Here is a 23,071-nt window from a genome sequence, read left to right on the forward strand (position 1 = left end):
CGGGCGTCGTCCGGATGTCCCGCGGGTGTCGCGGCCGGGCCTCGTCCCGATGCCCGGAGGTGTCGCCGCCGGGGTGCGGCCTGCGGGTACCCGCCCGGGAGGTGTTACCGTCGAATCCCGTGGATCGCGTGATCACTCTGCTGATCAAGCACGGCGGTCTGCATGACCGCGACAGACGACACGGGAGCAGGCCTTGGCCCCATCAGCACGGACGACCAGGCATATTTTCGTCACCGGGGGCGTCGCCTCCTCGCTGGGTAAGGGCCTCACCGCCTCCAGCCTCGGCAACCTGCTGACCGCGCGCGGGCTGCGCGTGGTGATGCAGAAGCTCGACCCCTACCTGAACGTCGACCCGGGGACGATGAACCCGTTCCAGCACGGTGAGGTCTTCGTCACCGAGGACGGCGCGGAGACCGACCTCGACGTGGGGCACTACGAGCGTTTCCTCGACCGGGCGCTGTCCGGCAAGGCGAACGTCACCACCGGGCAGATCTACTCCGACGTGATCGCCAAGGAGCGGCGCGGTGAATACCTGGGCGACACCGTCCAGGTCATCCCGCACATCACCAACGAGATCAAGTCGCGGATCTTGGCGATGGCCGACCCGGACGAGGACGGCCAGCTCCCGGACGTGGTGATCACCGAGGTCGGCGGCACCGTGGGCGACATCGAGTCGCTGCCGTTCCTGGAGGCGATCCGTCAGGTCCGTCACGACCTGGGCCGGGACAACTGCTTCTACCTGCACGTGTCGCTGGTGCCGTACCTGGCGCCGTCGGGTGAGCTGAAGACCAAGCCGACCCAGCACTCGGTGGCGCAGCTGCGCAACATCGGTATCCAGCCGGACGCGATCGTGCTGCGCTGCGACCGGGAGATCCCGGAGAAGCTCAAGGAGAAGCTGTCGCTCTACTGCGACGTCGACCGCGAGGCGGTGGTGGCCGCGCCGGACGCCCCGAGCATCTACGACATCCCGAAGGTGCTGCACCGTGAGGGGCTCGACGCGTACGTGGTGCGCCGGCTCGGGCTGTCCTTCCGGGACGTGGACTGGACCAGCTGGGACGACCTGCTGGAGCGGGTGCACCGGCCCCGGCACACGGTCACCGTCGCCGTGGTCGGCAAGTACGTCGACCTGCCCGACGCGTACCTGTCGGTCAGCGAGGCGATCCGGGCGGCGGGCTTCGGCCACCGGGCCCGGGTGCAGCTCAAGTGGGTGCCCAGCGACGAGTGCGTCACCCCGGCCGGGGCGGCGGCGTCGCTGGCCGGCGTGGACGGCATCCTCATCCCGGGCGGGTTCGGCGTGCGCGGGATCGAGGGCAAGATCGGCACCGCCCGGTACGCCCGCGAGAACGGCATCCCGCTGCTCGGCCTCTGCCTCGGCCTGCAGTGCATGACCATCGAGGTGGCCCGGCACCTGGCCGGCCTGGACGGCGCGAACTCGCTGGAGTTCGACGAGCAGGCCATCCACCCGGTGATCGCCACCATGGCCGACCAGGAGGACATCGTGGCCGGCCGGGGTGACCTGGGCGGCACCATGCGGCTCGGGGCGTACCCGGCGACGCTGACCGAGGGCTCGATCGTCGCCGAGGCGTACGGCAGCACCGAGATCAGCGAGCGGCACCGGCACCGCTACGAGGTGAACAACGCCTACCGGGACGCGCTGACCAAGGCCGGTCTGCGCTTCTCCGGCACCTCGCCGGACGGCCGGCTGGTCGAGTTCATCGAGCTGGACCGCAGTCTGCACCCGTTCTTCGTGGCCACCCAGGCGCACCCGGAGCTGAAGAGCCGCCCGACCCGCCCGCACCCGCTGTTCGCCTCGTTCGTCAAGGCCGCTGTGGCGTACTCCCAGGCCGACCAGCTCCCGGTCGACCTGGACGCGGCGACGGAGGCCCCGACGTCGCGCAAGGCCGCCCGCAACGGCGCCGCCACGAAGGCGTCGGCGTGACCGACCACCGCTACGAGGTCCGCTCCCGCGAGGAGCGCTACCGGGGGCGGATCTTCGACGTGGTCACCGAGGAGGTGACCATGCCGGGCGGCGGCACCGGGCTGCGCGACCTGGTCCGGCACGTCGGGGCGGTGGCCGTGGTGGCGCTCGACGACGCCGGTCAGGTGGTGCTGATCCGCCAGTACCGGCATCCGGTCGGTCGGCACCTGTGGGAGCTGCCGGCCGGGCTGATGGACGTCTCCGGCGAGGAGTTGCCGGCGGCGGCGCTGCGCGAGTTGGCCGAGGAGGCCGACCTGACCGCCGCGCGCGTCGACGTGCTCGTCGACCTGCACAGCTCGCCGGGCTTCACCAACGAGATCGTCCGGGTGTTCCTGGCCCGGGACCTCGCCGACGTGCCGGCCGACGAGCGGCACGAGCGCCGCGACGAGGAGGCCGACCTCCAGGTCGTGCGCATCGACCTGGACGAGGCGGTCGCGATGGTCCTGGCCGGGGAGATCACCAACGCGTCCGCGGTGGCCGGGCTGCTGGCCACGGCCCACGCCCGGGACACCGGTTTCGCGGCGCTGCGCCGGGCGCAGGCGCCGCTGCCGCGCTGAGCGCCGCCGCCGGTCCAGGCCGGTTCGGGAGTACGACGAGAGGGGCCCCGCGGTCAGCCGCGGGGCCCCTCGTCGTGGTGCCGGCTCAGGAGTCGCGCAGCGGACGGCCCTGCGCGTCCGTACCGCCGTTGACCAGGATGAGAATGCCGTCGATCAGGCCCCAGAAGCCGCCGAGGCCGCAGGTCACCAGGCTCACCACGAGCTGGAGAACGGCGATCTTGGTGTGTCCGGTGTAGAACCGACCGGCACCGAAGGTGCCCAGCAGGATGCCGAGGACGCCCGCGACGATCTTGCTCTTGTCGGAAACGCCCTGCGGGTACCCCGGCTGGGGGTACCCGGGCTGGTAAGGAGGAGTGGTCATGGGCGGACACACTAGTGATCGACTCATCAGCTGTCCGCACCGCCACCCGCCAGATGGGACGATGAGGGCCGAACACTGTCCTGTCGGCTGAGGTGGCGTCACGCGAGCGAAACGGGGCGGCACACCTGACACATCGTCAGGACACCCCGGCACCGGATGCCACTGTGCTGGCTCGCGGCGGCGCGCAGCGCGCCTAGACTGCCGCCGTCGGGACCGGTGGACCGCGGTGGCAACGGGGCCAGCCGCGGCGCCGCGCAGTCGGGGGAGCGCAGCCCCGAGGAGAGGTGTCTGCAACGTGAAGGTCGGAATCCCCCGCGAGGTCAAGAACCACGAGTACCGGGTGGCGATCACGCCCGCCGGCGTCAACGAGTTCACCCGCTTCGGTCACCAGGTGTTCGTCGAGGCCGGCGCCGGGGTCGGCTCCAGCATCACCGACGAGGAGTTCGCCGCCGCCGGCGCGACGATCCTGGCCACCGCCGACGAGGTGTGGGAGACCGCCGAGCTGGTGCTCAAGGTCAAGGAGCCGGTCGCCGAGGAGTACCACCGCATGCGCGAGGGGCAGGTGCTCTTCACCTACCTGCACCTGGCCGCCTCCAAGGAGTGCACCGACGCGCTGCTCGACCGGAAGGTCACGGGCATCGCGTACGAGACCGTCGAGCTGCCGGACAGGTCGCTGCCGCTGCTCGCCCCGATGTCCGAGGTGGCCGGCCGGCTCGCCCCGCAGGTGGGCGCCTTCTACATGATGCGTACCGGCGGTGGGCGCGGGGTGCTGCCCGGCGGCGTCTCCGGCGTGTACGCGGCCAAGACCGTGGTCATCGGCGCCGGCGTCTCCGGCCTGAACGCCGCCGCCATCGCGTTGGGTCTGCAGTCCGAGGTGCTGCTGCTGGACAAGAACGTCGCCCGGCTGCGGCAGGCCGACGCGATCTACCGGGGGCACCTGCAGACCGTCGCCTCCAACGCGTACGAGGTCGAGCGGGCCGTGCTCGACGCCGACCTGGTCATCGGCGCGGTGCTGGTGCCCGGCGCGAAGGCCCCGAAGCTGATCTCCAACGAGCTGGTGTCCCGGATGAAGCCGGGCAGCGTGCTCGTCGACATCGCCATCGACCAGGGCGGCTGCTTCGAGGACTCGCGTCCCACCACGCACGCCGACCCGGTCTACAAGGTGCACGACTCGATCTTCTACTGCGTGGCGAACATGCCCGGCGCGGTGCCGAACACCAGCACCTACGCGCTGACCAACGTCACCCTGCCGTACGCCCTGGAACTGGCGAACCAGGGCTGGCGCGAGGCGCTGCGCAACGACCCGGCGCTGGCGCTGGGCCTGAACACCCACGACGGTCAGGTCACCTACGGCCCGGTCGCCGAGGCGCACGGCATGGCCGTCCTCCCGCTGGCCGACGCCCTGGCCTGACGCGGTGGCGGGCTGAACGGCGGCACGGACTCCGCCGGCGTGGGTAGCGCGCCCACGCCGGCGCTGCGCCGTGCCGTCCGCGGCTACCTCGACCACCTGACCGTCGAGCGGGGCCTGTCGGCGAACACGCTCGCCTCGTACCGCCGGGATCTGGAGCGGTACCTGGCGACCCTGGCCGACGCCGGCGTCACCGACCTCGCGTCGGTCGGCGCCGGCCTGGTCGAGACGCACCTCGCGCGGCTGCGCGCGGGCGACGACGACCACCCGCCGCTCGCCGTCTCCTCCGCCGCCCGCGCGGCCAGCGCCGTGCGCGGCCTGCACCGCTTCGCCGTGCGCGAGGGCCTCACCGGCGCCGATCCCAGCCGCGACGTCCGCCCGCCCACCCCGCCGCGCCGGCTGCCCCGGGCGCTGCCCGTCGACGACGTGGTCCGGCTGCTGGAGACCGCCGGCCCGATCACCGCCACCGGCGACGACGCGCCCCTCGGGCTGCGCGACCGGGCGCTGCTGGAGTTCCTGTACGGCACCGGCGCGCGGATCTCCGAGGCGGTCGGCGCGGCCATCGACGACCTGGACACCGACGAGGGCACCGTCCTGCTGCGCGGCAAGGGCGGCCGGGTGCGGCTGGTGCCCATCGGCGGGTACGCGGTCGACGCCCTGCGCGCCTACCTGGTCCGGGCCCGCCCCGGGCTGGCCGCCGCCGGCCGGGGCACCCCGGCGGTCTTCCTCAACGCCCGCGGCGGTCCGTTGTCCCGGCAGGGCGCGTGGGGCATCCTGCGCCGCGCCGCCGAGCGGGCCGTGCTGCCCGTCGACGGGCCGGCCGCCGTGTCCCCGCACACGTTGCGCCACTCGTACGCCACCCACCTGCTCGACGGCGGCGCCGACGTCCGGGTGGTCCAGGAGCTGCTCGGACACGCCTCGGTGACCACCACCCAGGTCTACACCCTGGTCACCGTGGAGCGGCTGCGCGAGGTGTACGCCACCGCCCACCCGCGCGCCCAGGGCTGAACCGCTCGCGGTCGACGCCGACACGCCGGGCCGGTGCTGAACCCCCTGCTGGTCGGTGGCGTACAGTCGGCATCGGCGCGGACCTCCTGGAGCGACACGACCGGGGTGCGCAGCGGCGCCGCGAAGGACGTCGGACGGCTCCGACGCCGGGTGGGTCGTCGGGAGGGGGCAACGAGCACATGGCTGGCAACGGTGACCGTGCCGAGACCTGGACGTCGGAGCTCCGCGAGCAGCAGGCCACGCTCGGCGCGGACCTGGGTCCGGCGGACCCGGCTGCCTACACGATGCGCAAGCCGATCCCCGAGCCGATGCCCACCGACCGGCACGGCCCCGCGCGGATCATCGCGATGGCCAACCAGAAGGGCGGCGTCGGCAAGACCACCACCACCATCAACCTGGGCGCGGCGCTCGCCGAGTACGGGCGCAAGGTCCTGCTCGTCGACTTCGACCCGCAGGGCGCGCTGTCGGTGGGGCTGGGGGTCAACCCGCACAACCTCGACCTGTCCGTCTACAACCTGCTCATGCAGGACGACGTGACCGCCGAGGACGTCCTGATCAAGACCGACGTGGCCGGTCTGCACCTGCTACCGGCCAACATCGACCTCTCCGCCGCCGAGATCCAGCTCGTCAACGAGGTCGCCCGGGAGATGGCCCTGGCCCGGGTCCTGCGCTCGATCCGCAAGGAATACGACTACATCCTGATCGACTGCCAGCCGTCGCTCGGCCTGCTGGCGATCAACGCGCTGACCGTCGCGCACGGCGTGCTCATCCCCCTCGAATGCGAGTTCTTCAGCCTGCGCGGGGTGGCGCTGCTGCTGGACACCATCGACAAGGTGCGCGAGCGCCTCAACTTCGACCTGGAGCTCGAAGGCATCCTCGCCACCATGTACGACAGCCGCACCACGCACTGCCGGCAGGTGCTGCAACGGGTGGTCGAGGCGTTCGGCGACAAGGTCTACCAGACCGTGATCACCAAGACGGTGAAGTTCCCTGAGTCCACCGTGGCCGGCTCGCCCATCACGACGATGGACCCGGCGTCCTCCGGGGCGCGTAACTACCGTCAGCTGGCCCGCGAGGTGATCGCCGCCCAGTCGGAGCGGTAGCCGGAACGCCCGGTGCCCGCCTCGTGGACTACGGTCGTGCGGTGACCGCGCCACCAGTGGACCCACCCGAGGCCGCAGCGCCGGCAGTGGTCGACGGCGCGCCGCCCGCTGATCCCGCCGCGCCGCCCGCTGATCCCGCCGCGCCGCCGGTTGATGCCGCCGCGACCGGCTTCACGGTGCGGCTGGCCAACTTCACCGGCCCGTTCGACCTGCTGCTGCAACTGATCGGCAAGCACAAGCTCGACGTCACCGAGGTGGCCCTGCACACGGTCACCGACGAGTTCATCGCCTACATCCGGGCCATGGGCGACGACTGGGACCTGGGCGAGGCCAGCGAGTTCCTGCTCGTCGCCGCGACCCTGCTCGACCTGAAGGCCGCCCGGCTGCTGCCCGCCGCCGACGTCGAGGACGAAGCCGACCTCGCCCTGCTGGAGGCCCGGGACCTGCTCTTCGCCCGGCTGTTGCAGTACAAGGCGTACAAGGAGGCCGCCGCGCACATCGCCGAGCTGGAGGCCGTCGGCGGCCGCCGGTACCCGCGCGCGGTCAGCCTGGAACCCCGCTACGCCGAGGCGCTACCCGACCTGGTCCTCGGCATCGGCCCGCAACGGCTGCTGAAGCTCGCCGTGAAGGCGATGACCCCGAAACCGGTGCCCGAGGTCTCCATCGCCCACGTGCACATGGTCCGGGTCAGCGTCCGGGAACACGCCGCGATCCTCACCGCCCGGCTGCGCCGCGCCGGCACCGCCACCTTCTCGCTGCTCTGCGCCGACTGCGAGGCGACCCTGGAGGTGGTGGCCCGGTTCCTGGCGCTGCTGGAGCTCTACCGGGAGGGCCTGGTCTCCTTCGTGCAGGAGCAGGCCCTGGAGGAGCTGACGGTGCGCTGGACCGGCCCGGCCGACGGCGACACCGACCTGCACGTCGACGAGTACGCCGGCAACCCGGCCGACCCGGAGCAACCGGCAGCGGGCACGACGGAGGATGAGCGGGATGAGTGACGAGCAACGCCGGGAGTCGCTGGCCGACCAGGCCGCCGCGTGGGTCCCGCCGTGGGAACGCCCCCGCCAGCACACCCCGCCCCACGACGACACCGCTGACGACCCCCGGGCGGCGGCCGAGGGCGCGCCGGACCTGGCCGCCCCTGCTCCGGGTGAGGCGGGGGAGTCGGCCGAGGCAGAGGAGCCGGCTGGGGCGGGGGAGTCGGGCGAGACCGGAGAGCCGGCTGCGGCGGGGGAGCCGGCTGCGGCGGGGGAGGCTGCGGGCGTACCCGAGCGGCAGCCGGCGGGGCGGCGGCGGGTGACGGCCGCGCCGGAGCCGGCGCCGGAGCTGCCCGACGCCGAGCTGCGCGGCGCGTTGGAGGCGATCCTGCTGGTGGTCGACGAGCCGGTGAGCGAGCTGGTGCTGGCCCAGGTGCTGCAGCAGCCGGTGGAGCGGATCGGGCCGGTGCTCGACGAGATCGCCGCCGGGTACACGGCGGCGGGGCACGGGTTCGAGCTGCGTCGGGCGGCCGGTGGGTGGCGGCTGTACACCCGGCCGGAATACGCGACGTACGTCGAGCGGTTCGTCCTGGACGGGCAGTCCGTACGATTGACCCAGGCCGCGTTGGAGACGCTCGCCGTGGTCGCCTACAAGCAGCCGGTGACCCGTTCGCGCATCTCCGCGATCCGCGGTGTGAACTGCGACGGGGTGATCCGTACGCTGGTGACCCGCGGCCTCGTCGAGGAGTGCGGCACCGAACAGGACAGCGGGGCGTTCCTCTACCGGACCACCACGTTGTTCCTGGAGAAGCTCGGGCTGAACACCGTCGACGAGCTGCCGCCCCTCGCACCCTTCCTGCCCGACGACGTAGAAGAGCTTGCTGATGCGACCCGATAACCGTGCCCCGAAACCCGACGCCCCCGTCTACGAGGGGGCGGAGCGCCTGCAGAAGGTGCTCGCTGCCGCCGGCGTCGGTTCCCGGCGCGCCTGCGAGGACCTGATCTTCCGCCGCCGGGTCACCGTCGACGGGCGGGTCGCCAAGCTCGGCGACAAGGTCGACCCGGCCACCGCCGTGATCCACGTGGACGGCGAGCGCCTCCAGGTCGACGTCCGGCTGGTCTACGTGGCGATGAACAAGCCGCGTGGGGTGGTCACCACAATGGCGGACGACAAGGGCCGCAACGAGCTGGCCGAGTTCATCGGCAGGCGACTGGACCAGCGGGTCTACCACGTCGGGCGGCTCGACGCCGAGAGCGAGGGACTGCTGCTGCTCACCAACGACGGCACCCTCGCGCACAAGCTGATGCACCCCTCGTACCAGGTGCTGAAGACCTACCTGGCCGAGGTGGTCGGCCCGATCCCGCGCAACCTGAGCAAGCGGCTGCTGGCCGGCGTGGAGCTGGAGGACGGGCCAGTGCGGGTCGACTCGTTCAGGGTGGTGGGCACCCTGGGCAAAACCGCCCAGGTGGAGCTGAGCCTGCACGAGGGGCGCAAGCACATCGTCCGCCGGCTGATGGACGAGGTCGGGCACCCGGTGACCCGGCTGGTGCGTACCTCGATCGGGCCGATCCGGTTGGGTGACCTGCGCACCGGCCGGCTGCGGCGGCTGACCAACGCCGAGGTCACCGCGCTGTTCAGCGCGGTGGGTGACTGACCCCCGAGTTCCGGGTACGGCTGCCGGTAGGCTCCACCGATGGCCGGGACGCGGTCGCGGAGGTGGCGTGGGTCGCCTCCCGCGGCGGCGCACGCGGGTCCGCGGACGGGACCCGGCATGATTGATGACGATTGACCAACCGCTTGCGGCGCCGAATCACCGGGCGATCCGCGAGGTACGGGCTGAGGAGGACACGGTGGAGCAAAACGTACGGGCCGGGCGATGTGTGGTCGCAGTGGACGGGCCGTCCGGTTCGGGTAAGTCCACCGTGTCGCGGCGACTCGCCGCGAACATCGGCGCGCGCTACCTGGACACCGGGGCGATGTACCGGGCGATCACGTGGGCCGTGCTGCGCTCCGGCGTGGACCTCACCGACGCGGCGTCGGTGGCCAAGGTCGCCGGCGAGGCGGACCTGCGCATCGGCACCGACCCCGAGGGGTACGGCGTGACGGTCGACGGTGTCGGCGTGGACGCGGACATCCGGGGCGCCGAGGTGACCGCCGCGGTCTCCGCCGTCGCGGCGGTGGCGGCGGTTCGTGAGCTGCTGGTTCGCCGGCAGCGCGAGATGATCGCCAACGCCGGTCGGATGGTGGTCGAGGGTCGCGACATCGGCTCGGTCGTGGCGCCGGACGCCGACCTCAAGGTCTTCCTGACCGCCTCCGAGGCGGCCCGGGCGGCCCGGCGCAGCGCCGAGGACTCCGCCGACGTGGCGGCCACCGCCGCCGACCTGGCCCGCCGGGACCGCCTCGACTCGACCCGCAAGGTCAACCCGCTGGCGCAGGCGCCCGACGCGGTGGTGCTGGACACCACCGAGCTGGGCATCGACGAGGTCGTCGCCCGGATGCGTGACCTGCTGTCCGAGCGGGGCGTGGCATGAGGTTTGTCGTGGGCGCGGCGTGTGGCGCTCCGATGCGCAGCGGAGGAGCGGCATGAGCGAGCGTAGCGAGCGAATCATCGGGCTCAGCGTGGTTGTGCCTCATGGCGGTCCGGAGCGCAGCGGAGGAGCGGCATGAGCGAGCGTAGCGAGCGAATCATCGGGCTCAGCGTGGTTGTGCCTCATGGCGGTCCGGAGCGCAGCGGAGGAGCGGCATGAGTGGCGATGGTGGTGGCTGGGTCGAGCTGCGGGAGCCCGACGTCGCCGTCGAGGAGCCGTCCGGCCCGCAGCCGGTGGTGGCCGTTGTCGGCCGCCCCAACGTGGGCAAGTCGACGCTGGTCAACCGGATCATCGGCCGCCGGCAGGCGGTCGTCGAGGACGTCCCCGGGGTGACCCGGGACCGGGTGCCGTACGACGCGCAGTGGAACGGCCGGGCGTTCACGGTGGTGGACACCGGCGGTTGGGAGCCGGACGCGAAGGACCGCGCGGCGGCCATCGCCGCGCAGGCCGAGACCGCCGTCGTCACCGCCGACGTGGTGCTCTTCGTGGTCGACGCGATGGTGGGCGCCACCGACGTGGACGAGGCCGCGGTGAAGATGCTGCGGCGCAGCGCCAAGCCGGTGATCCTGGTGGCGAACAAGGCCGACAACGCGTCCATCGAGATGGAGGCCGTGTCGCTCTGGTCGCTCGGCCTCGGCGAGCCGTTCCCGGTGTCGGCGCTGCACGGGCGCGGTTCCGGTGACCTGCTGGACGCGATCCTCGCGGCGCTGCCGGAGGCCCCGACGATCGTGGAGAATCGCCCGCGCGGGCCCCGCCGGGTGGCGCTGGTCGGGCGGCCCAACGTCGGCAAGTCCAGTCTGCTCAACCGGTTCTCCGGTGAGGAGCGGGCGGTCGTCGACTCGGTCGCGGGCACCACTGTGGACCCGGTGGACAGCCTCGTCGACATCGGCGGGCAGACCTGGCAGCTGGTGGACACCGCCGGCCTGCGCAAGCGGGTCGGCAAGGCCAGCGGCACCGAGTACTACGCCAGCCTGCGCACCGCCGGCGCGATCGAGGCCGCCGAGGTGGCGGTGGTGCTGCTGGACGCCAGCGAGCCGATCAGCGAACAGGACCAGCGGATCCTGTCGATGGTCACCGAGGCAGGCCGGGCGCTGGTCATCGCGTTCAACAAGTGGGACCTGGTCGACGCCGACCGCCGGTACTACCTGGACAAGGAGATCGACCGGGAGCTGCGCCGCATTCCCTGGGCGATCCGGCTGAACCTGTCCGCGATGACCGGCCGGGCGGTCGACAAGCTGGCGCCGGCGCTGAACAAGGCGCTGACCAGTTGGGAGACCCGCGTACCGACCGCGCACCTCAACCAGTGGTTGACCGCGCTGGTGCAGGCCACGCCGCACCCGGTTCGCGGTGGGCGCGCGCCGCGCATCCTGTTCGCCACGCAGGCCGGCGTCGCGCCGCCGCGGTTCGTGCTCTTCACCACCGGCCCCCTGGACGCCGGCTACCAGCGCTTCGTCGAGCGCAAGCTCCGCGAGGAGTTCGGGTACGAGGGCAGCCCGATCGAGATCTCGGTGCGCCCGCGCAAGAAGCTCGGCCCCGGCGGCCGGGGCAAGGCGCACGGTTAGCCGTAACGCGGGAAACGCCGGACGGGCCTGGTGCCCGTCCGGCATTTCCGTGCCATCCTCCTAGGAAGCTTTAGGGGATGTGCTGTGGCTCCGGTGCTTGCGGCGCGGGTGGGGCCTGTGCGGACCGGATGGGGCGGCTGCGCTAAGCTGTACCGGCTGCCGCGGGGGAGACCACGCGGGGGCGGGACGTGGCGCAGCTTGGTAGCGCACTTGACTGGGGGTCAAGGGGTCGTCGGTTCGAATCCGGCCGTCCCGACACAGGTGAGGGGCCATCTCGGAAGATCGAGACGGCCCCTTTGTCGTGCCTGGGTTACTAACCCTCAGCGTCGGAGATCCGGTCCATGGCGACTGCGCCGCTCAGGAGCGCCGGCCGTAGTTGGTTTGCCGGTAGACGCTCTCAGTGACGGTCGTGCCGGAGTGGCCGCCGAGGGCCGCGATCTGCGACCTGGCGGCGCGCAGGGTCGGACCAAGACATCCGACCCTGCCGACGACCGCCTGGTCACCTGGCCGGCTCTGCGGCCGGCTCGCCGTCAGCGAGAGTGGCGGTTTCGCCCGCGGCCGTTCCCGCTACTGCGGGGCGGCTTTCTCGGCCTCCTTGAGCACGGCCAGACTCAGCCAGGAGGTGAACTGCTGGTCGATGATCTGGCGTGTGCGCAACGCGTTCAGCACTGCCTGTGGATCGGTGACCTGCCATACCCTGACGTCGAAGCAGGGCAGCCCGTCGTCGTTGAAGTTCTGTTTTGGCAGGAACGGCAGTGCCCGCCAGGCGATGCCGGCGTTGCGCAGTTGGTCGACCCCCATGAAGGTGCCGAGGTTGGTCAGTAGGGTGGGCAACGGCACTGCGCGGCCACCGCCGTAGGTGGTTCGCAGGTTCTGCAACGTGATCAGCTCGTTGCCGCTGACGGTGACCTCGGCCCGGTTGAGTTCGGCCCACCACAGCGCGTCGTACGCGCCGATATACCCCTGGAACAGCGCAGCCGTACCGTCGGTGGCCCGCTCCAGGACGAACTCGTGGATGGCGTCGTTCACCACGTTGATCAGTACCGGGCCCGGGTAGTCGGCCTGGACCAGCTGGGCCAGTTTGGCAGCGCCGTTGGGGCCGGACAGCCTGAACTCCTCGGCAACCAGCTGCACCTCGCCGCCGAGGTCCTGGACGCGGCCGAGGAGATATTTGGCGGTGGGGCCACAGGCGCCGAAGAAGTTGAGAAACTGGGACCGGCCGAATGTCATTGTCGCGGGGTCGTACCAGGCCAGCACACTCGGCGGGTGCCGGACCACGCGGTGGGCCGTCAACTGCTGCGAGTACGGGGCACCCGGCACCCAACCCTGCAACGCGTTGTCCACCTCGCCCCAGTCGGTGAATCGCCAGCGTTCGGCAACCGTGTCCGCGGCCAGCGCCGCGAAGCCGGGGCTGCCCAGCCACGCCGCGCCCTGGACCAGAGCCTGGTACACCTCGGTCTGCTGCAGGGCGAGCAAGGTGGGGTACTCGATGGCCGCCTGACCCCGGCCGATACGTACGGTGCCGGCTTTCTCCGCACCGGACGGAGCGGTGTGGTTCACCGAGAGCGCGCTGGGCGCCGTAGCAAGGGCGCCGGTCCAGTTCGCTTGCCGCAGCACTGCCAGCGCTTTGACCAGCGCGTCTGCATCGACGAACTTCCACAGCTTCGTCAAGCTGCCGAACAGCATCGCCGGTATCCCGTCTGACACCGCCCCCACCGCAGCAGCATGCTGCGGCAGGTTACTGGCCCGGTAGATGAGCGAGCCGACCTGTACCGTCACGTTGTCCCTCCTCCGTTGGCTCTGACAAGAGCCGCCGGGACCACGATGGGCCACAGACCGTGTTGAAGCAGTCACCCGGGCGACACGCCACAATCGAGCGGGCTCCTGCTGCCAACGATCGTCAGGAACCAGCGGTGGGCGCTACGGTGCCACCACCGTCCGCCAAGCCTCGGTGACACACAACTCGTCGTAACCCCACCAGCCATAGCGCTTGCCTGTGTCGAGCAGATGGCGCACACGTCGGAGATCGGCGTTGGGCGGAACGTCGATTGCCGTCACCCCGAACATGCCGGTGCCGGGGATGCCCAGCGCGCTGAATCTCTCGAGGATGGCTTCGGTACCAACATCGAGTGGGCCGAGCGGACTGCCGGGGGCAAGTGTCACCCGGATCGCGCAGTAACCGGATGCCTCGAGTTTCTCCCGTACCCAGAGCTGCCCGTCCTCGTCACGCTGAACTCGAAAGATGTCGCCCTTGGCGGCGTTCAGCTTGGCCCAAGGCGCGGATGGCAGCCGGACTCGGTCCGGCGCGAGAGGCTGGGCACCCATCCCGAGGGCTGAGGCTGGTCCACCTGACATCGGGAACCACACTTGCACCCGTTCCACTGCCGGTGCGGCCGGGACGTCGCTTGTCGGGGGCATCGCTTCAGTTTGCTACACCATTGAGGTACCAGCGTCGTATCGACGCACCTGGTAGTGGTGCAGGCCGGGCCGAAGCGCCATGGCGAGGATGTCCCAACATCACCTCCCTTTGGCGTCGATGGTGTAGACCACGTCTGACCCGACGTCGTGGCGGGTGATGCCGGGGACGTCGGCGATGTTGAGCAGTGGTTCGTATGGGGTCCCGTACACCCGGTCGCGCAGCAGGACGACGCTGCGGATGCCGAGCTGGTGTAACCGTTCCATGGCCGGCTCGCTGGGGAAGGTCGCCATGACGTCGCGGATCGCCTGACGGCTGGGCGTGGTGTAGCTGGCCGCACCGTTCACCATGGTGGGAAAACCGTCGGTCGACCACAGTAGGACGTTGAGGTCGTTGCCGTCGTCGGACGGCAATACCATGGTCGGAGCGTGCGCGGCGGCTAGCGCCATCGCGGCCGGTTTGGCTGGGGTTTGGGGGTGCTTCAGGTCAGGTAGACCCTCAGCCAGCACGAGAACCAGCAACGGAACGGTCAGTAACCGTGCCGCTTCCACCGACCATTCCGGCTTGGCGTTCCTGCGAGCCACCTCCGCCAGGTGGGAAACCAGGCCGGCCGCGAGGATGGCCATACAGAGAGTGGGCCACAAGATCAACCGACCTGGTGTACGGGAACCGTCGAACCCGGGCACGTAAAGATAGAGCAGACGGTAGATCGGCCCGTTCGTGCCCAGCGCGAACAACACTCCGACGACCGTCCCGAACAGCAGCAGGAGCCGTTGCACTGGTGACCAGCGGGATATGAACAGGCCGGCGAAGGCCAGTAGATACAGTGCGTACCCGCAGAGCAGCACCTTCTCCGTCGGTGCGCCACCAAGAGCGGTGCGGGCGTCGGTGTGCAGGGTGCCCCAGGGCAGCGAGGACTGCGGCGCCACGAGAAGTCCGCGCAGTGTCGGGGAGAAGTGCGCGACGTAGTCCCAGTCCCGGGTGACACGTGGGTTGAGCTCGCGCACGTGTTGGTACGCGTACGCGAAGTATCCGGTCACCGCGGTGAAGACCAGCCCGCCGATCAGATCACTGACGATCAGCCGGCGGTCAAGGCGTGGGCGGTGGATCAGCCAGGCTGTCAGTGTGATCAGGCAGAGAGTGGCGAGGACGTATACGAATCCCAGCCCCACGCCGAAGCCAAGACTGACCTGCCAGGCCGCGACGAGCCAGCCGGCGAACGCCCATCCCGGCCGGACTCGTTCGGCAAGGTAGCCGCGGGTCAACGAGAGTCCGTGGCCGCGCGCCAGCATCGCCAAGGCCAGAGTGATGCCACCGGTGGAGAGGATGTTCAGATGGCCGTCGTGGCCGTAGCGCCAGGGCGCGTAGGCGAGGGCGGCCCCGGCCACCGCGGCGGCGACCTTGTTCGCGCCAAGTTGGCGCAGGAGCGCGTAGCCGCCGAGGAAGGCGAGCGCGAAGGCCAGCACGAACAGGATGTTGTAGCGCAGCACGGCGGCGACCACACCGTTGCCTATCAGCCCTGCCGGGGCATAGCCGAGCAGGCTGTCGTTCAGGGCCAGGCCGTACTTGTCGGGATAGAAAGCGTTGGTATCCCAAAGGCCACGCAGACCGTGGGTGACAGCGTGGCCATTCCATCCCACCAGCCATGCTTGGGCGGTCGGGTCACCCACGTCACCGACGATGGTGTGGGCCGGGTCGGCGATCGGCGCGGTCTTGGCGCCGGCAGTCATCAGGCGAAGCGCGTACGGCGGAATCAGCCAGATCATCGCGACGGCGAGGAGCACTGAACCGAGGCTCGCGATACTCAGCTCCCGCCGATGGGCTCCACGTGTCAGCCGATCCCTCGTGCCTGAAATGGCACGCGCGAGTCGGCCATCGCGTCCGCGCTCGCGGGGAGTGACGGTTGATGTGGGGCCTTCTGCCGGTGGCTCTACCTGCGTCGTCACATTGACCCTCACTGTTGAACCGCCGCAGTAAATCATGAGCAGAGCGGCGCATAGAGTCAAGACCTCGATCAATGCCGATCAGCTAGCCAGGACTTACGCTACGTATCAATGGCGTCCTGTCATGCAGGAGTCGCGATCGGTGCAGCGGCGCGTCTTCCCGCTGTCGAAACAGGACCCGCCAGGGTCGCTGCAGGCCCTCACCGGGCTCCGGACCCACGGGACGCCCGCGGCCGGATCCATCCGCTGCCGGACTGCTCGCGATCGCGGTCGCGGCGGTGGCTCCGGGACCAAGCCGCGTCGTGGAGATCGTGGAACACCGTGCTGTCGGGGAAGCGCTCAGCGTAGTCGGGCATGGCGGACCGAGTAGAGTTCAGCCACGTGTCACCTGCGACCTTCCGCAATCCCGTGATTCCCGGATTCTTTCCGGACCCCAGCGTCTGTCGGGTCGGCGAGGACTACTACCTGGTCTGTTCGAGCTTCGAGTACTTCCCCGGCGTGCCGATTTTCCACAGCCGCGATTTGATTTCCTGGCGGCAGATCGGCAACGTGTTGGATCGGCCGAGCCAGCTCGACCTGCCGGCTGACACCTACGCGTCGCGGGGCATCTTCGCGCCGACGATCCGCCACCACAACGGCATCTTCTACCTGGTGACCACCAATGTTCGGATCTGGCGGCATCTGATCGTCACCGCGACCGACCCGGCCGGGCCGTGGTCGGAGCCGGTCCACTTCGAACTCCCGCTCATCGACCCGTCGCTGACCTGGAATGAGGACGACAACTGCTGGCTCACCCTGGCCGGCACATCGAACTACCGCATCGACCCGGCCGCCGGCGAGGTGTTCGAAGGACCAATCCCGCTGTGGTCCGGTACCGGCGGCCAGTATCCGGAAAGTCCGCACCTCTACCGGATCGGCGACTGGTGGTACCTGTTGCTCACCGAGGGCGGCACGCACACCGGGCACGCGGTGTCGGTGGCCCGGTCCCGCAGCGTCCGTGGACCGTTCGAGCCGGCTCCGGTCAACCCGATCCTCACCCACCGCGGCCTGCGGCGACCGATCCAGGCCACCGGTCACGCCGACCTGGTCGACGACCCGAGCGGCAACTGGTGGATGGTGCTACTGGGCATCCGACCCAAGGGACAGCGGCCGCCGTTCCACGTGCTCGGACGGGAGACCATGCTCGCCCCCGTGCGGTGGGAGGACGGCTGGCCGGTCGTCGGGCCGGTCGACGAGGAGGTGCCGATGCCACCCGGCGTCGCGGCACCGGCGGCGCCCGCGGCGCTTGACGTCCGCGACGACTTCGACGCCGACCGGCTCGATCCATCGTGGATCTCACCGCGCAGCCGTCCGGACGGAAGCTGGTCGCTCACCGAGAGGCCCGGCTGGCTCACCCTCACCGCCCTTGGTCCGACGCTGGACCGGCCGGGCGCCACCATCGTGGGGCGGCGTCCGCAGCACCACGACTGCCGGGCCTGCGTACGGATGGAAACCGATGGCCGCGCCGGCCTGACCGTCCGGATCGACGAGGCCCACCACTACGACCTGGAGATTTTTGACGGTACGGCGCGGGTGTGGGCCCGCATCGGCCCACTGCGCCAGAGCGTCGCCGAGTGCGCCGTACCGCCCGGCCCGGTGGACTTGGCCGTCACCGCCCGGTCGACCAACCCGCTCCCGCCGACGGTCACCTCGGCCGAGCAGTTCGCCCGGCGGTCGGGGCCACTCGGAATCCGGGCCGCGGGCCCAGACACGGTGACGTTCTCGGTCGACGCCGGCGACGGTCCCACCGTGCTCGCCGCCCTCGACGGCCGCTACCTGTCGACCGAGGTGGCGGGGGGTTTCACCGGCCGGGTTGTCGGCATGTACGTCACCGAGGGCACAGCCGCCTTCGACTGGTTCGACTACCGGGCGGAGCCGGACGCCGGAGCGGGCCCGGCTACCGTCGCCTGACGGCACGCCCCCGCCGGCCGATCCAAGGCTCGGCGTCTGGGCGTCGCCCGTGCCGAATGTCACCTAAGCGCGCGGAGCGCCTCGGCCGACAGCGCCGGTGGACCGGGCCGGAGCGGTACGCGGTGGCGGCGGATGCGGTCGGCGAGGTGGTTGGGTGCGACTGGTCAACGAGACCTCGTGTATCGATGCCCGAGCGGTGCCATCACCACCGGAGTCGGTAGCTGTCTGCTTCGTGGCAAGACGGGTGACCACGTACCGCAGCGGCGCCAAGGTGCGGAAGTGCACGGACTGGTTCCTGGTCCGGCAACGGGTCGGAATTTGGTGCACCAGCTGGCGCGAACCCGCGGGCCCATCGGTGAGGACCGCCGCACTGAGTCCCGCGACGGCGGGGAGTTGCTGGTCCTGCCGGCAACTCCCAGAGCCGGTTGGCCGAGTGCGCGCTCGCACGTTCGGCCGCGGCGATCCGAGCATGATCACCTGGATCGTCAGCACGTCATCACGGTGCGATCCCGGGGCGTGACCACTGCGCGGTGGGGCGGCCGTTGAGACGCCACGGGTGCCCGGTGAGCCGCGGCCAGCCCTCCGGCGAGTCGGGCATCGGCGCGCACCTGGTTCTACCGGATCGCCACGAACGTCTTTCTCGACAGCCGCAAGGCGGCCGGTCGCCGGACGACACCGTACGGTGACCCGCTGGAATGGTCCACCGAGCTCGGTCCCTATCCCGACGCCCTGCTGACCGACGATCCGCAGACCGCTCTCGCCGCCCGGGAGACCGTCGAGCTGGCCGTGATCGCCGCGCTCATGTACCTGCCGCCGCGGCAGCGGGCGGCCTTCGTGCTGCGCGACGTCCACGGCTGGACGCCGCAGGAGATCGCCGCCGCGCTCGACACGGTCGTAGCGGCCGTCAACAGTCTCCTCCAGCGGGCCCGCCACACCCTCCGGCGGCGCGCTCCGTCGAACCCACAGGACTGGTGCCGTCCGCAGCTCACCAGCACGGACAAAGAGATCCTGCGCCGCTACGCCAACGCGAAGGACCCGGAGACGATCCGGACGCTGCTCGCCGAGGACGTACGGATCACGATGCCGCCCGAGCCGCCGGTCGTCGGGATCGACGCGGCCGCGGAGTTCCTCGGCCGAGCGCCGGACTGGCGTACGCTCCCCACCTCGGCCAACGGACGCCCGACACTGATCAACTATCTCCGCCGGCCCGGCAGCCCGCACTACGAGGCGTTGGTCGTCGACGTACTCCGGATCGAGAACGGCAAGATCGTGGAGAGCAAATGCCTTCATCGGTGCCCATCACGTTGCCGCCTTCAACATGCCCGCCACGCTCGATTCGTAGACGAGCAAGGCTCAAGTTCAGTGACCGAGGAGCGCACCCGCCTGAACCAACCGGGAGGACACATGATCAAGGTCTTGTTTGAGAATCCCTGGCTGTCCCTGCGGACTGTCTACGCCCCCGACCGAGGGATCGACGGGTACGTGTTCAGCCACGAGGACCGCTGTCAGGGCCGCATCGTCGCCGTCCTGCCCTACCACGACACGCCCGCCGGTCGGCGGTACCTGGTGCGCAGCGAGGTAACCCCCTGCTGGTCGCTCGACCCACAACTGTCCGCCCTCACCGGCGGTTACGAAGGCGGCGACATCGAGGACGACGCCGTCCGCGAGGTCCTCGAAGAGGCCGGGTATGCCATCACCCGGGCGGACCTGGTTCCCCTCGGGGACAGCTACGCCAGCAAGTCCGCCGACACCGTCTACAGTCTGTTCGCGGTCAACGTCACCGGCCGAGCCCAGAGCGTGGCCACCGGAGACGGGAGCGCCCTGGAGGCGCGGGGGTCCACCAGGTGGCTCGACACCGCCGAGGTGTGCAAGGTCCGTGACCCGCAGGTCGCGGTGATGGTGATGCGGCTCGAACACCAGCGGCCCTGACCGGGATGCCAGCGCCCGCCGAGCCCCGCCCACGGTCGACCTCCTCGTGTGCTGTCCCGCTCGCCGGAGTCACCGTCTGCCGTGGCGGCCTGCCGTCAGAACCTCGGGGTCGTCCGCAAGACTAGGGTCGTGGATCAACGGCTCACGGTGCTGTGGTCACGGCTTCTGCATCTGCGTTCGAGCGCGGTGGCGTTGGCGGTGGCGTCCGGGGGGCTCGTCGTAGCGGAGCGGCACTCGCGTCTGGTTCGCCTGGTCCCCCGGAGCGGGGCACCGCTGTGGGAGCAGAACGTTGAGGACTGCTGGGGGACCACCGTCCTCGCGGGGGACCGCTGCCTCTATCTGAGTCAGGCGGGTGTCCTGCACTGTTTCGACGCGCACAGCGGGCAGCGGACGTGGTCGACGCCGAAGCTGCGCCTGCGCCACTACGTCAGTGTCAGTGGATCCTTTGCCTTCCTGGGCGGGTGGCGTGGCTACCGTCCGCTGATACGGGTGGATCTGGCGAACGGCGAGCCTCTTGTAGACCAGTTCCTGGGACCTCTGTCAGGCAGCAGCCTGGCCTGGCCGTTGGCCGTACCCTCACACCCGGAGCGGGACGGCATGGCCGATGCGATCCTCGTCGCGACTGCCACACGGGCGGCGCTGCTGCTGTTGGACGCTCAGACGGGCGTCACCAGAGGTGAGTGGATGCTGCCGGAGCCGGTGCGCTTCCCCGACTCCGGCATCGCCTTCAGCGCCAGCAGGGACGGCCGCATCGTCTTTGTCAGCGGTAGGCGCACGGTCATGGCTGTGCATCCGGCCAGCCGCGAAGTGGAGATCCTGTGGCGGCACGACCGTGACCTGCCACCGCTGCCACCTCTCCTCACCGCTGGGACGCTGTGGCTGGCTGAAGACACCGGCGTCACCATCATCGATCTCGGCCGCGGTGCCCGTACCGAGGTGACGCGTCTTCCGCACGGTGCTACCAGTGCGGGTGTCGCCGTGTCCGGAGGTGCGCTGTTTGCCCGCGCGCGAAACCAACTCATCCTGGTGGATCAGGCCGGGGAGATTGCCGCTCGCGTGGGACTGGGGGCACCGATCGCGCGGCTACTTAGCGACGGTCGGTCGCTGGTACATGCTATCGGCAAAGGTCACCTATCGGCGATCGGCATCTCGACCACGCCGATCTGAGCACTCTCGGTTCCTGGCCGACCTCACCAACGCTGATCGCGCCGCAGCCCGCTGCCCGCTCCCCGCGAAGTCACTTCGGGGCGACTGCTGGCCGTCGGACGTCGCGGCTGAACACTTTTCCGGCCGACCGGCAATGTCAGGGTGGAGCAGGACTTTGCCGAGGAGGGCCATGGCTTCGGATGCGGATCTGATCGGCCGGTCTCTGGATGGCGATGCCGACGCCTTCGTGGAGGTGGTCGAGCGTCATGAGGTCGCCGTCGGTTCGTATCTCGCTCGCCGGGTGGGGCGGGATGCGGCGGAAGACCTCCTGGGCGAGGTCTGGGTTGCCGCGTTCGAGTCGCGGCGATCGTACGACCGGTCGTACAACGACGCTCGCCCGTGGCTGTACGGGGTGGCATTGAATCGCCTGCGGCGCTACTGGCGGTCCCGGCCGGCCGAGGACCTGGTCGCGGACGTGCCCGACGTGGCTCCCGGATGGGACCAGTGGTCGGCGGTGGACCTCGGTGTGGACGCACGGGCGGTGCTCCGCTCGGCTCTGACGCGGCTCAAACCCGAAGAGCGGGAGGTCCTCAGGCTCGTCGCCTGGGAGGACCTGACCGCGGCCGACGCCGCGCGGGCACTCGGCATACCGGCCGGCACCGCACGGCGGCTGCTGAGCCAGGCCAGGACGGCGTTGCGCGACGCCCCGGGGGTGTCCGCGCTCCTCAAGGACCGCAACAGCGCGAAGGAGAGGCACCGATGACCGACGAGCTCGACCTGGTCGGTGCGTTGGACAGCGCCGAACCACTACGCCCGGAGGCGTACCAGCGGGCGCGGGCGGTGCTGCGGGCGGCTATGGCCGACCCCGGAACCGTGCGGCCGCTGGGCGCGACATCGACGCAGGACACGATCATGGAGGCGACCTCAACAATGGAAACGACGACGGCCACGCGGGATTACGAATCCAGCCCGGCGCCTCAGCGCCGCCGCAGGATCGGTATCGCGGGCCGATTGGGCATCGGCGCCGGGGTGGGGGTTGCCGCCGCGGCGGCGGTCGTCGCTGTGGTGCTCAACTCGTCGGCGCCCGTGGGCGTCGGGGCCGGCACGGATTCGTCAGCCGCCGCCCCGGGCTCGACCAGCGTCGACGGGACGGCCGAGCGCGCGCCGCTGATGACCCTGGCCGGGTCCATCAAGACGGTCGCCCCGGCGACGGGCGACGCGTGGCTGGTGAAGGCGACGCAGGTCCACGGCACCAAGACGATGCAGGTGGTCTACACGCTGTACACCGACAGTCACGCGATCTATACGGGCAACAGCGTACGGGACATCAAGCGTGCGATCGCCCGTGACCAGGACCAGATGACGGACGGCGGCTACGCCCCGCTGCTCAGGGCAGCTGTCGCCGCGGCGGACAGCAGCCCGACCGACGGCCGGACCCAGATGCTCAAGGCGGCCAAGGATCCGCTGGTGGGCCTCGACCCCGCGGCGCAGAAAGCGGTGTGGGACAAGCGGCAGGCGGACGCCCAGGTGATCATCAAGCAGAAGGGTGGCGACGCCGCGCCGAAGCCGTACAGCCCTCAGGCCGTTCAGCGGCACTTCGACAACGCCCTGTGGACGTACAGCACCCAGGCGCTGTCCGCCGGCGAGGGCAACAGGCGGGTACGCGCCGGTGTGCTGCGTCTGCTGTCCACCATCTCTGCGGTCAGCGTCACGGACTCGACCACCAACGGCAAGGCCACGCTGACGATCACCGCGGGCCCCGAGGTGTTCGGTGGCGAGGGCAGCGAGGTGCTGACCATCGACGCCACGACCGGCATGCTGGTCGAGGGCGTCTCTACCGTGCCGGGTCTTCCCCGAGCCGCCACGACGTACGAATCCTCCCGGGTGACGGAGGCCGACCTGTAGGTCGGGAACTCCCACCCGCCGGCACGCGGCATGCCAGCGGGTGGCGCGATGACGGTGCGGGCCGCCTCCGGGCGGCCTCACCGTCGTTCTCGTGTTCGCACGGCCTGTGCCGATTGCGATGATCGACGCGTGACGTCCACCCCGGACCCGGCGGCGTATGACGACTACCCGTACCCGCGAGACGTCCGAAATCGCTGTGCCGAACCGTGGGCAGCCGGCCCGCTACCATCCACCCGTGCTGC

At 70.6% G+C, this 23,071-nt stretch carries 18 protein-coding genes, 1 tRNA gene and 1 pseudogene; 16 read left to right on the top strand and 4 right to left on the bottom strand.

Going from position 1 to position 23,071, the window contains the following annotated elements:
* Nucleotides 1–193: 193 nt before the first annotated feature.
* The gene (locus O7634_RS21415; protein WP_278151892.1) at nucleotides 194–1,939 is read left to right on the top strand and encodes a CTP synthase; all 1,746 of its coding nucleotides are present in this window, start codon (nucleotides 194–196) and stop codon (nucleotides 1,937–1,939) included.
* Nucleotides 1,936–2,535: an NUDIX hydrolase gene (locus tag O7634_RS21420; protein WP_278151893.1), complete on the top strand. Its 600-nt coding sequence runs from the start codon at nucleotides 1,936–1,938 to the stop codon at nucleotides 2,533–2,535. The genes O7634_RS21415 and O7634_RS21420 overlap by 4 nt, the downstream gene beginning before the upstream one ends.
* Nucleotides 2,536–2,620: 85 nt before the next feature.
* Here the strand turns inward: O7634_RS21420 and O7634_RS21425 are convergent, their stop codons facing one another.
* Nucleotides 2,621–2,923: a TM2 domain-containing protein gene (locus tag O7634_RS21425; protein ID WP_347404277.1), complete on the bottom strand. Its 303-nt coding sequence runs from the start codon at nucleotides 2,921–2,923 to the stop codon at nucleotides 2,621–2,623.
* A 268-nt stretch (nucleotides 2,924–3,191) separates the two neighbouring features.
* On the opposite strand from O7634_RS21425, the gene ald reads away from it, so the two are divergent.
* The 9 genes and pseudogenes from ald to O7634_RS21470 all read left to right on the top strand — a co-directional run bounded on the left by ald (nucleotide 3,192) and on the right by O7634_RS21470 (nucleotide 11,796).
* Nucleotides 3,192–4,307, top strand: a complete 1,116-nt coding sequence (gene ald / locus O7634_RS21430; protein ID WP_278151895.1) for an alanine dehydrogenase — start codon at nucleotides 3,192–3,194, stop codon at nucleotides 4,305–4,307.
* A 39-nt stretch (nucleotides 4,308–4,346) separates the two neighbouring features.
* Complete coding sequence (locus O7634_RS21435; protein ID WP_278151896.1) at nucleotides 4,347–5,312, top strand: site-specific tyrosine recombinase XerD; 966 nt, start codon at nucleotides 4,347–4,349, stop codon at nucleotides 5,310–5,312.
* Nucleotides 5,313–5,491: 179 nt separating this feature from the next.
* Entirely contained in the window at nucleotides 5,492–6,415 is a 924-nt protein-coding gene (locus tag O7634_RS21440) for a ParA family protein (RefSeq protein ID WP_278151897.1), read from the top strand.
* 23 nt (nucleotides 6,416–6,438) lie between these two features.
* Nucleotides 6,439–7,350: pseudogene (locus O7634_RS21445) on the top strand (segregation/condensation protein A); the annotation flags it as partial.
* Between the two features lie 52 nt (nucleotides 7,351–7,402).
* Entirely contained in the window at nucleotides 7,403–8,287 is an 885-nt protein-coding gene (gene scpB / locus O7634_RS21450; RefSeq protein WP_278151898.1) for an SMC-Scp complex subunit ScpB, read from the top strand.
* Entirely contained in the window at nucleotides 8,274–9,044 is a 771-nt protein-coding gene (locus tag O7634_RS21455; protein ID WP_278151899.1) for a pseudouridine synthase, read from the top strand. The genes scpB and O7634_RS21455 overlap by 14 nt, the downstream gene beginning before the upstream one ends.
* Nucleotides 9,045–9,240: 196 nt before the next feature.
* Nucleotides 9,241–9,921, top strand: a complete 681-nt coding sequence (gene cmk / locus O7634_RS21460; protein WP_278151900.1) for a (d)CMP kinase — start codon at nucleotides 9,241–9,243, stop codon at nucleotides 9,919–9,921.
* A 212-nt stretch (nucleotides 9,922–10,133) separates the two neighbouring features.
* The gene (gene der / locus O7634_RS21465; RefSeq protein WP_278151901.1) at nucleotides 10,134–11,540 is read left to right on the top strand and encodes a ribosome biogenesis GTPase Der; all 1,407 of its coding nucleotides are present in this window, start codon (nucleotides 10,134–10,136) and stop codon (nucleotides 11,538–11,540) included.
* Between the two features lie 182 nt (nucleotides 11,541–11,722).
* A tRNA-Pro gene (locus O7634_RS21470) sits at nucleotides 11,723–11,796 on the top strand.
* Nucleotides 11,797–12,107: 311 nt separating this feature from the next.
* On the opposite strand, the gene O7634_RS21475 is transcribed toward O7634_RS21470, so the two are convergent.
* The 3 genes from O7634_RS21475 to O7634_RS21485 form a co-directional block, all read right to left on the bottom strand.
* A complete protein-coding gene (locus O7634_RS21475; RefSeq protein ID WP_278151902.1) occupies nucleotides 12,108–13,319 on the bottom strand; it encodes a hypothetical protein in 1,212 nt (403 codons plus the stop codon).
* Between the two features lie 141 nt (nucleotides 13,320–13,460).
* Complete coding sequence (locus tag O7634_RS21480) at nucleotides 13,461–13,865, bottom strand: DUF4265 domain-containing protein (protein WP_278151903.1); 405 nt, start codon at nucleotides 13,863–13,865, stop codon at nucleotides 13,461–13,463.
* 192 nt (nucleotides 13,866–14,057) lie between these two features.
* Nucleotides 14,058–15,740, bottom strand: a complete 1,683-nt coding sequence (locus tag O7634_RS21485; protein ID WP_278151904.1) for a hypothetical protein — start codon at nucleotides 15,738–15,740, stop codon at nucleotides 14,058–14,060.
* Nucleotides 15,741–16,280: 540 nt separating this feature from the next.
* Between O7634_RS21485 and O7634_RS21490 the strand changes: the two genes are divergently transcribed.
* The 5 genes from O7634_RS21490 (at nucleotide 16,281) to O7634_RS21510 (ending at nucleotide 22,829) form a co-directional block, all read left to right on the top strand.
* Nucleotides 16,281–17,849: a glycoside hydrolase family 43 protein gene (locus O7634_RS21490; RefSeq protein ID WP_278151905.1), complete on the top strand. Its 1,569-nt coding sequence runs from the start codon at nucleotides 16,281–16,283 to the stop codon at nucleotides 17,847–17,849.
* A gap of 786 nt (nucleotides 17,850–18,635) precedes the next feature.
* The gene (locus O7634_RS21495; protein WP_278151906.1) at nucleotides 18,636–19,778 is read left to right on the top strand and encodes a sigma factor-like helix-turn-helix DNA-binding protein; all 1,143 of its coding nucleotides are present in this window, start codon (nucleotides 18,636–18,638) and stop codon (nucleotides 19,776–19,778) included.
* A gap of 129 nt (nucleotides 19,779–19,907) precedes the next feature.
* Entirely contained in the window at nucleotides 19,908–20,945 is a 1,038-nt protein-coding gene (locus O7634_RS21500) for a PQQ-binding-like beta-propeller repeat protein (protein ID WP_278151907.1), read from the top strand.
* Nucleotides 20,946–21,114: 169 nt separating this feature from the next.
* Complete coding sequence (locus O7634_RS21505) at nucleotides 21,115–21,687, top strand: sigma-70 family RNA polymerase sigma factor (protein ID WP_278151908.1); 573 nt, start codon at nucleotides 21,115–21,117, stop codon at nucleotides 21,685–21,687.
* Nucleotides 21,684–22,829 carry a hypothetical protein gene (locus O7634_RS21510; protein ID WP_278151909.1) on the top strand — a complete coding sequence of 382 codons (1,146 nt, stop codon included), beginning with the start codon at nucleotides 21,684–21,686 and terminating at the stop codon, nucleotides 22,827–22,829. Before O7634_RS21505 ends, O7634_RS21510 begins: the two co-directional genes overlap by 4 nt.
* Nucleotides 22,830–23,071: the final 242 nt, after the last annotated feature.

This window comes from Micromonospora sp. WMMD1120, assembly GCF_029626235.1.
Taxonomy (GTDB): domain Bacteria; phylum Actinomycetota; class Actinomycetes; order Mycobacteriales; family Micromonosporaceae; genus Micromonospora.

Coding starts and splice junctions, on each gene's coding strand:
- O7634_RS21425 (WP_347404277.1), bottom strand. CDS start 2,923: ATGAGTCGATCACTAGTGTGTCCGCCCATGACCACTCCTCCTTACCAG.
- O7634_RS21440 (WP_278151897.1), top strand. CDS start 5,492: ATGGCTGGCAACGGTGACCGTGCCGAGACCTGGACGTCGGAGCTCCGC.
- scpB (WP_278151898.1), top strand. CDS start 7,403: ATGAGTGACGAGCAACGCCGGGAGTCGCTGGCCGACCAGGCCGCCGCG.
- O7634_RS21455 (WP_278151899.1), top strand. CDS start 8,274: ATGCGACCCGATAACCGTGCCCCGAAACCCGACGCCCCCGTCTACGAG.
- der (WP_278151901.1), top strand. CDS start 10,134: ATGAGTGGCGATGGTGGTGGCTGGGTCGAGCTGCGGGAGCCCGACGTC.
- O7634_RS21480 (WP_278151903.1), bottom strand. CDS start 13,865: ATGGGTGCCCAGCCTCTCGCGCCGGACCGAGTCCGGCTGCCATCCGCG.
- O7634_RS21505 (WP_278151908.1), top strand. CDS start 21,115: ATGGCTTCGGATGCGGATCTGATCGGCCGGTCTCTGGATGGCGATGCC.
- O7634_RS21510 (WP_278151909.1), top strand. CDS start 21,684: ATGACCGACGAGCTCGACCTGGTCGGTGCGTTGGACAGCGCCGAACCA.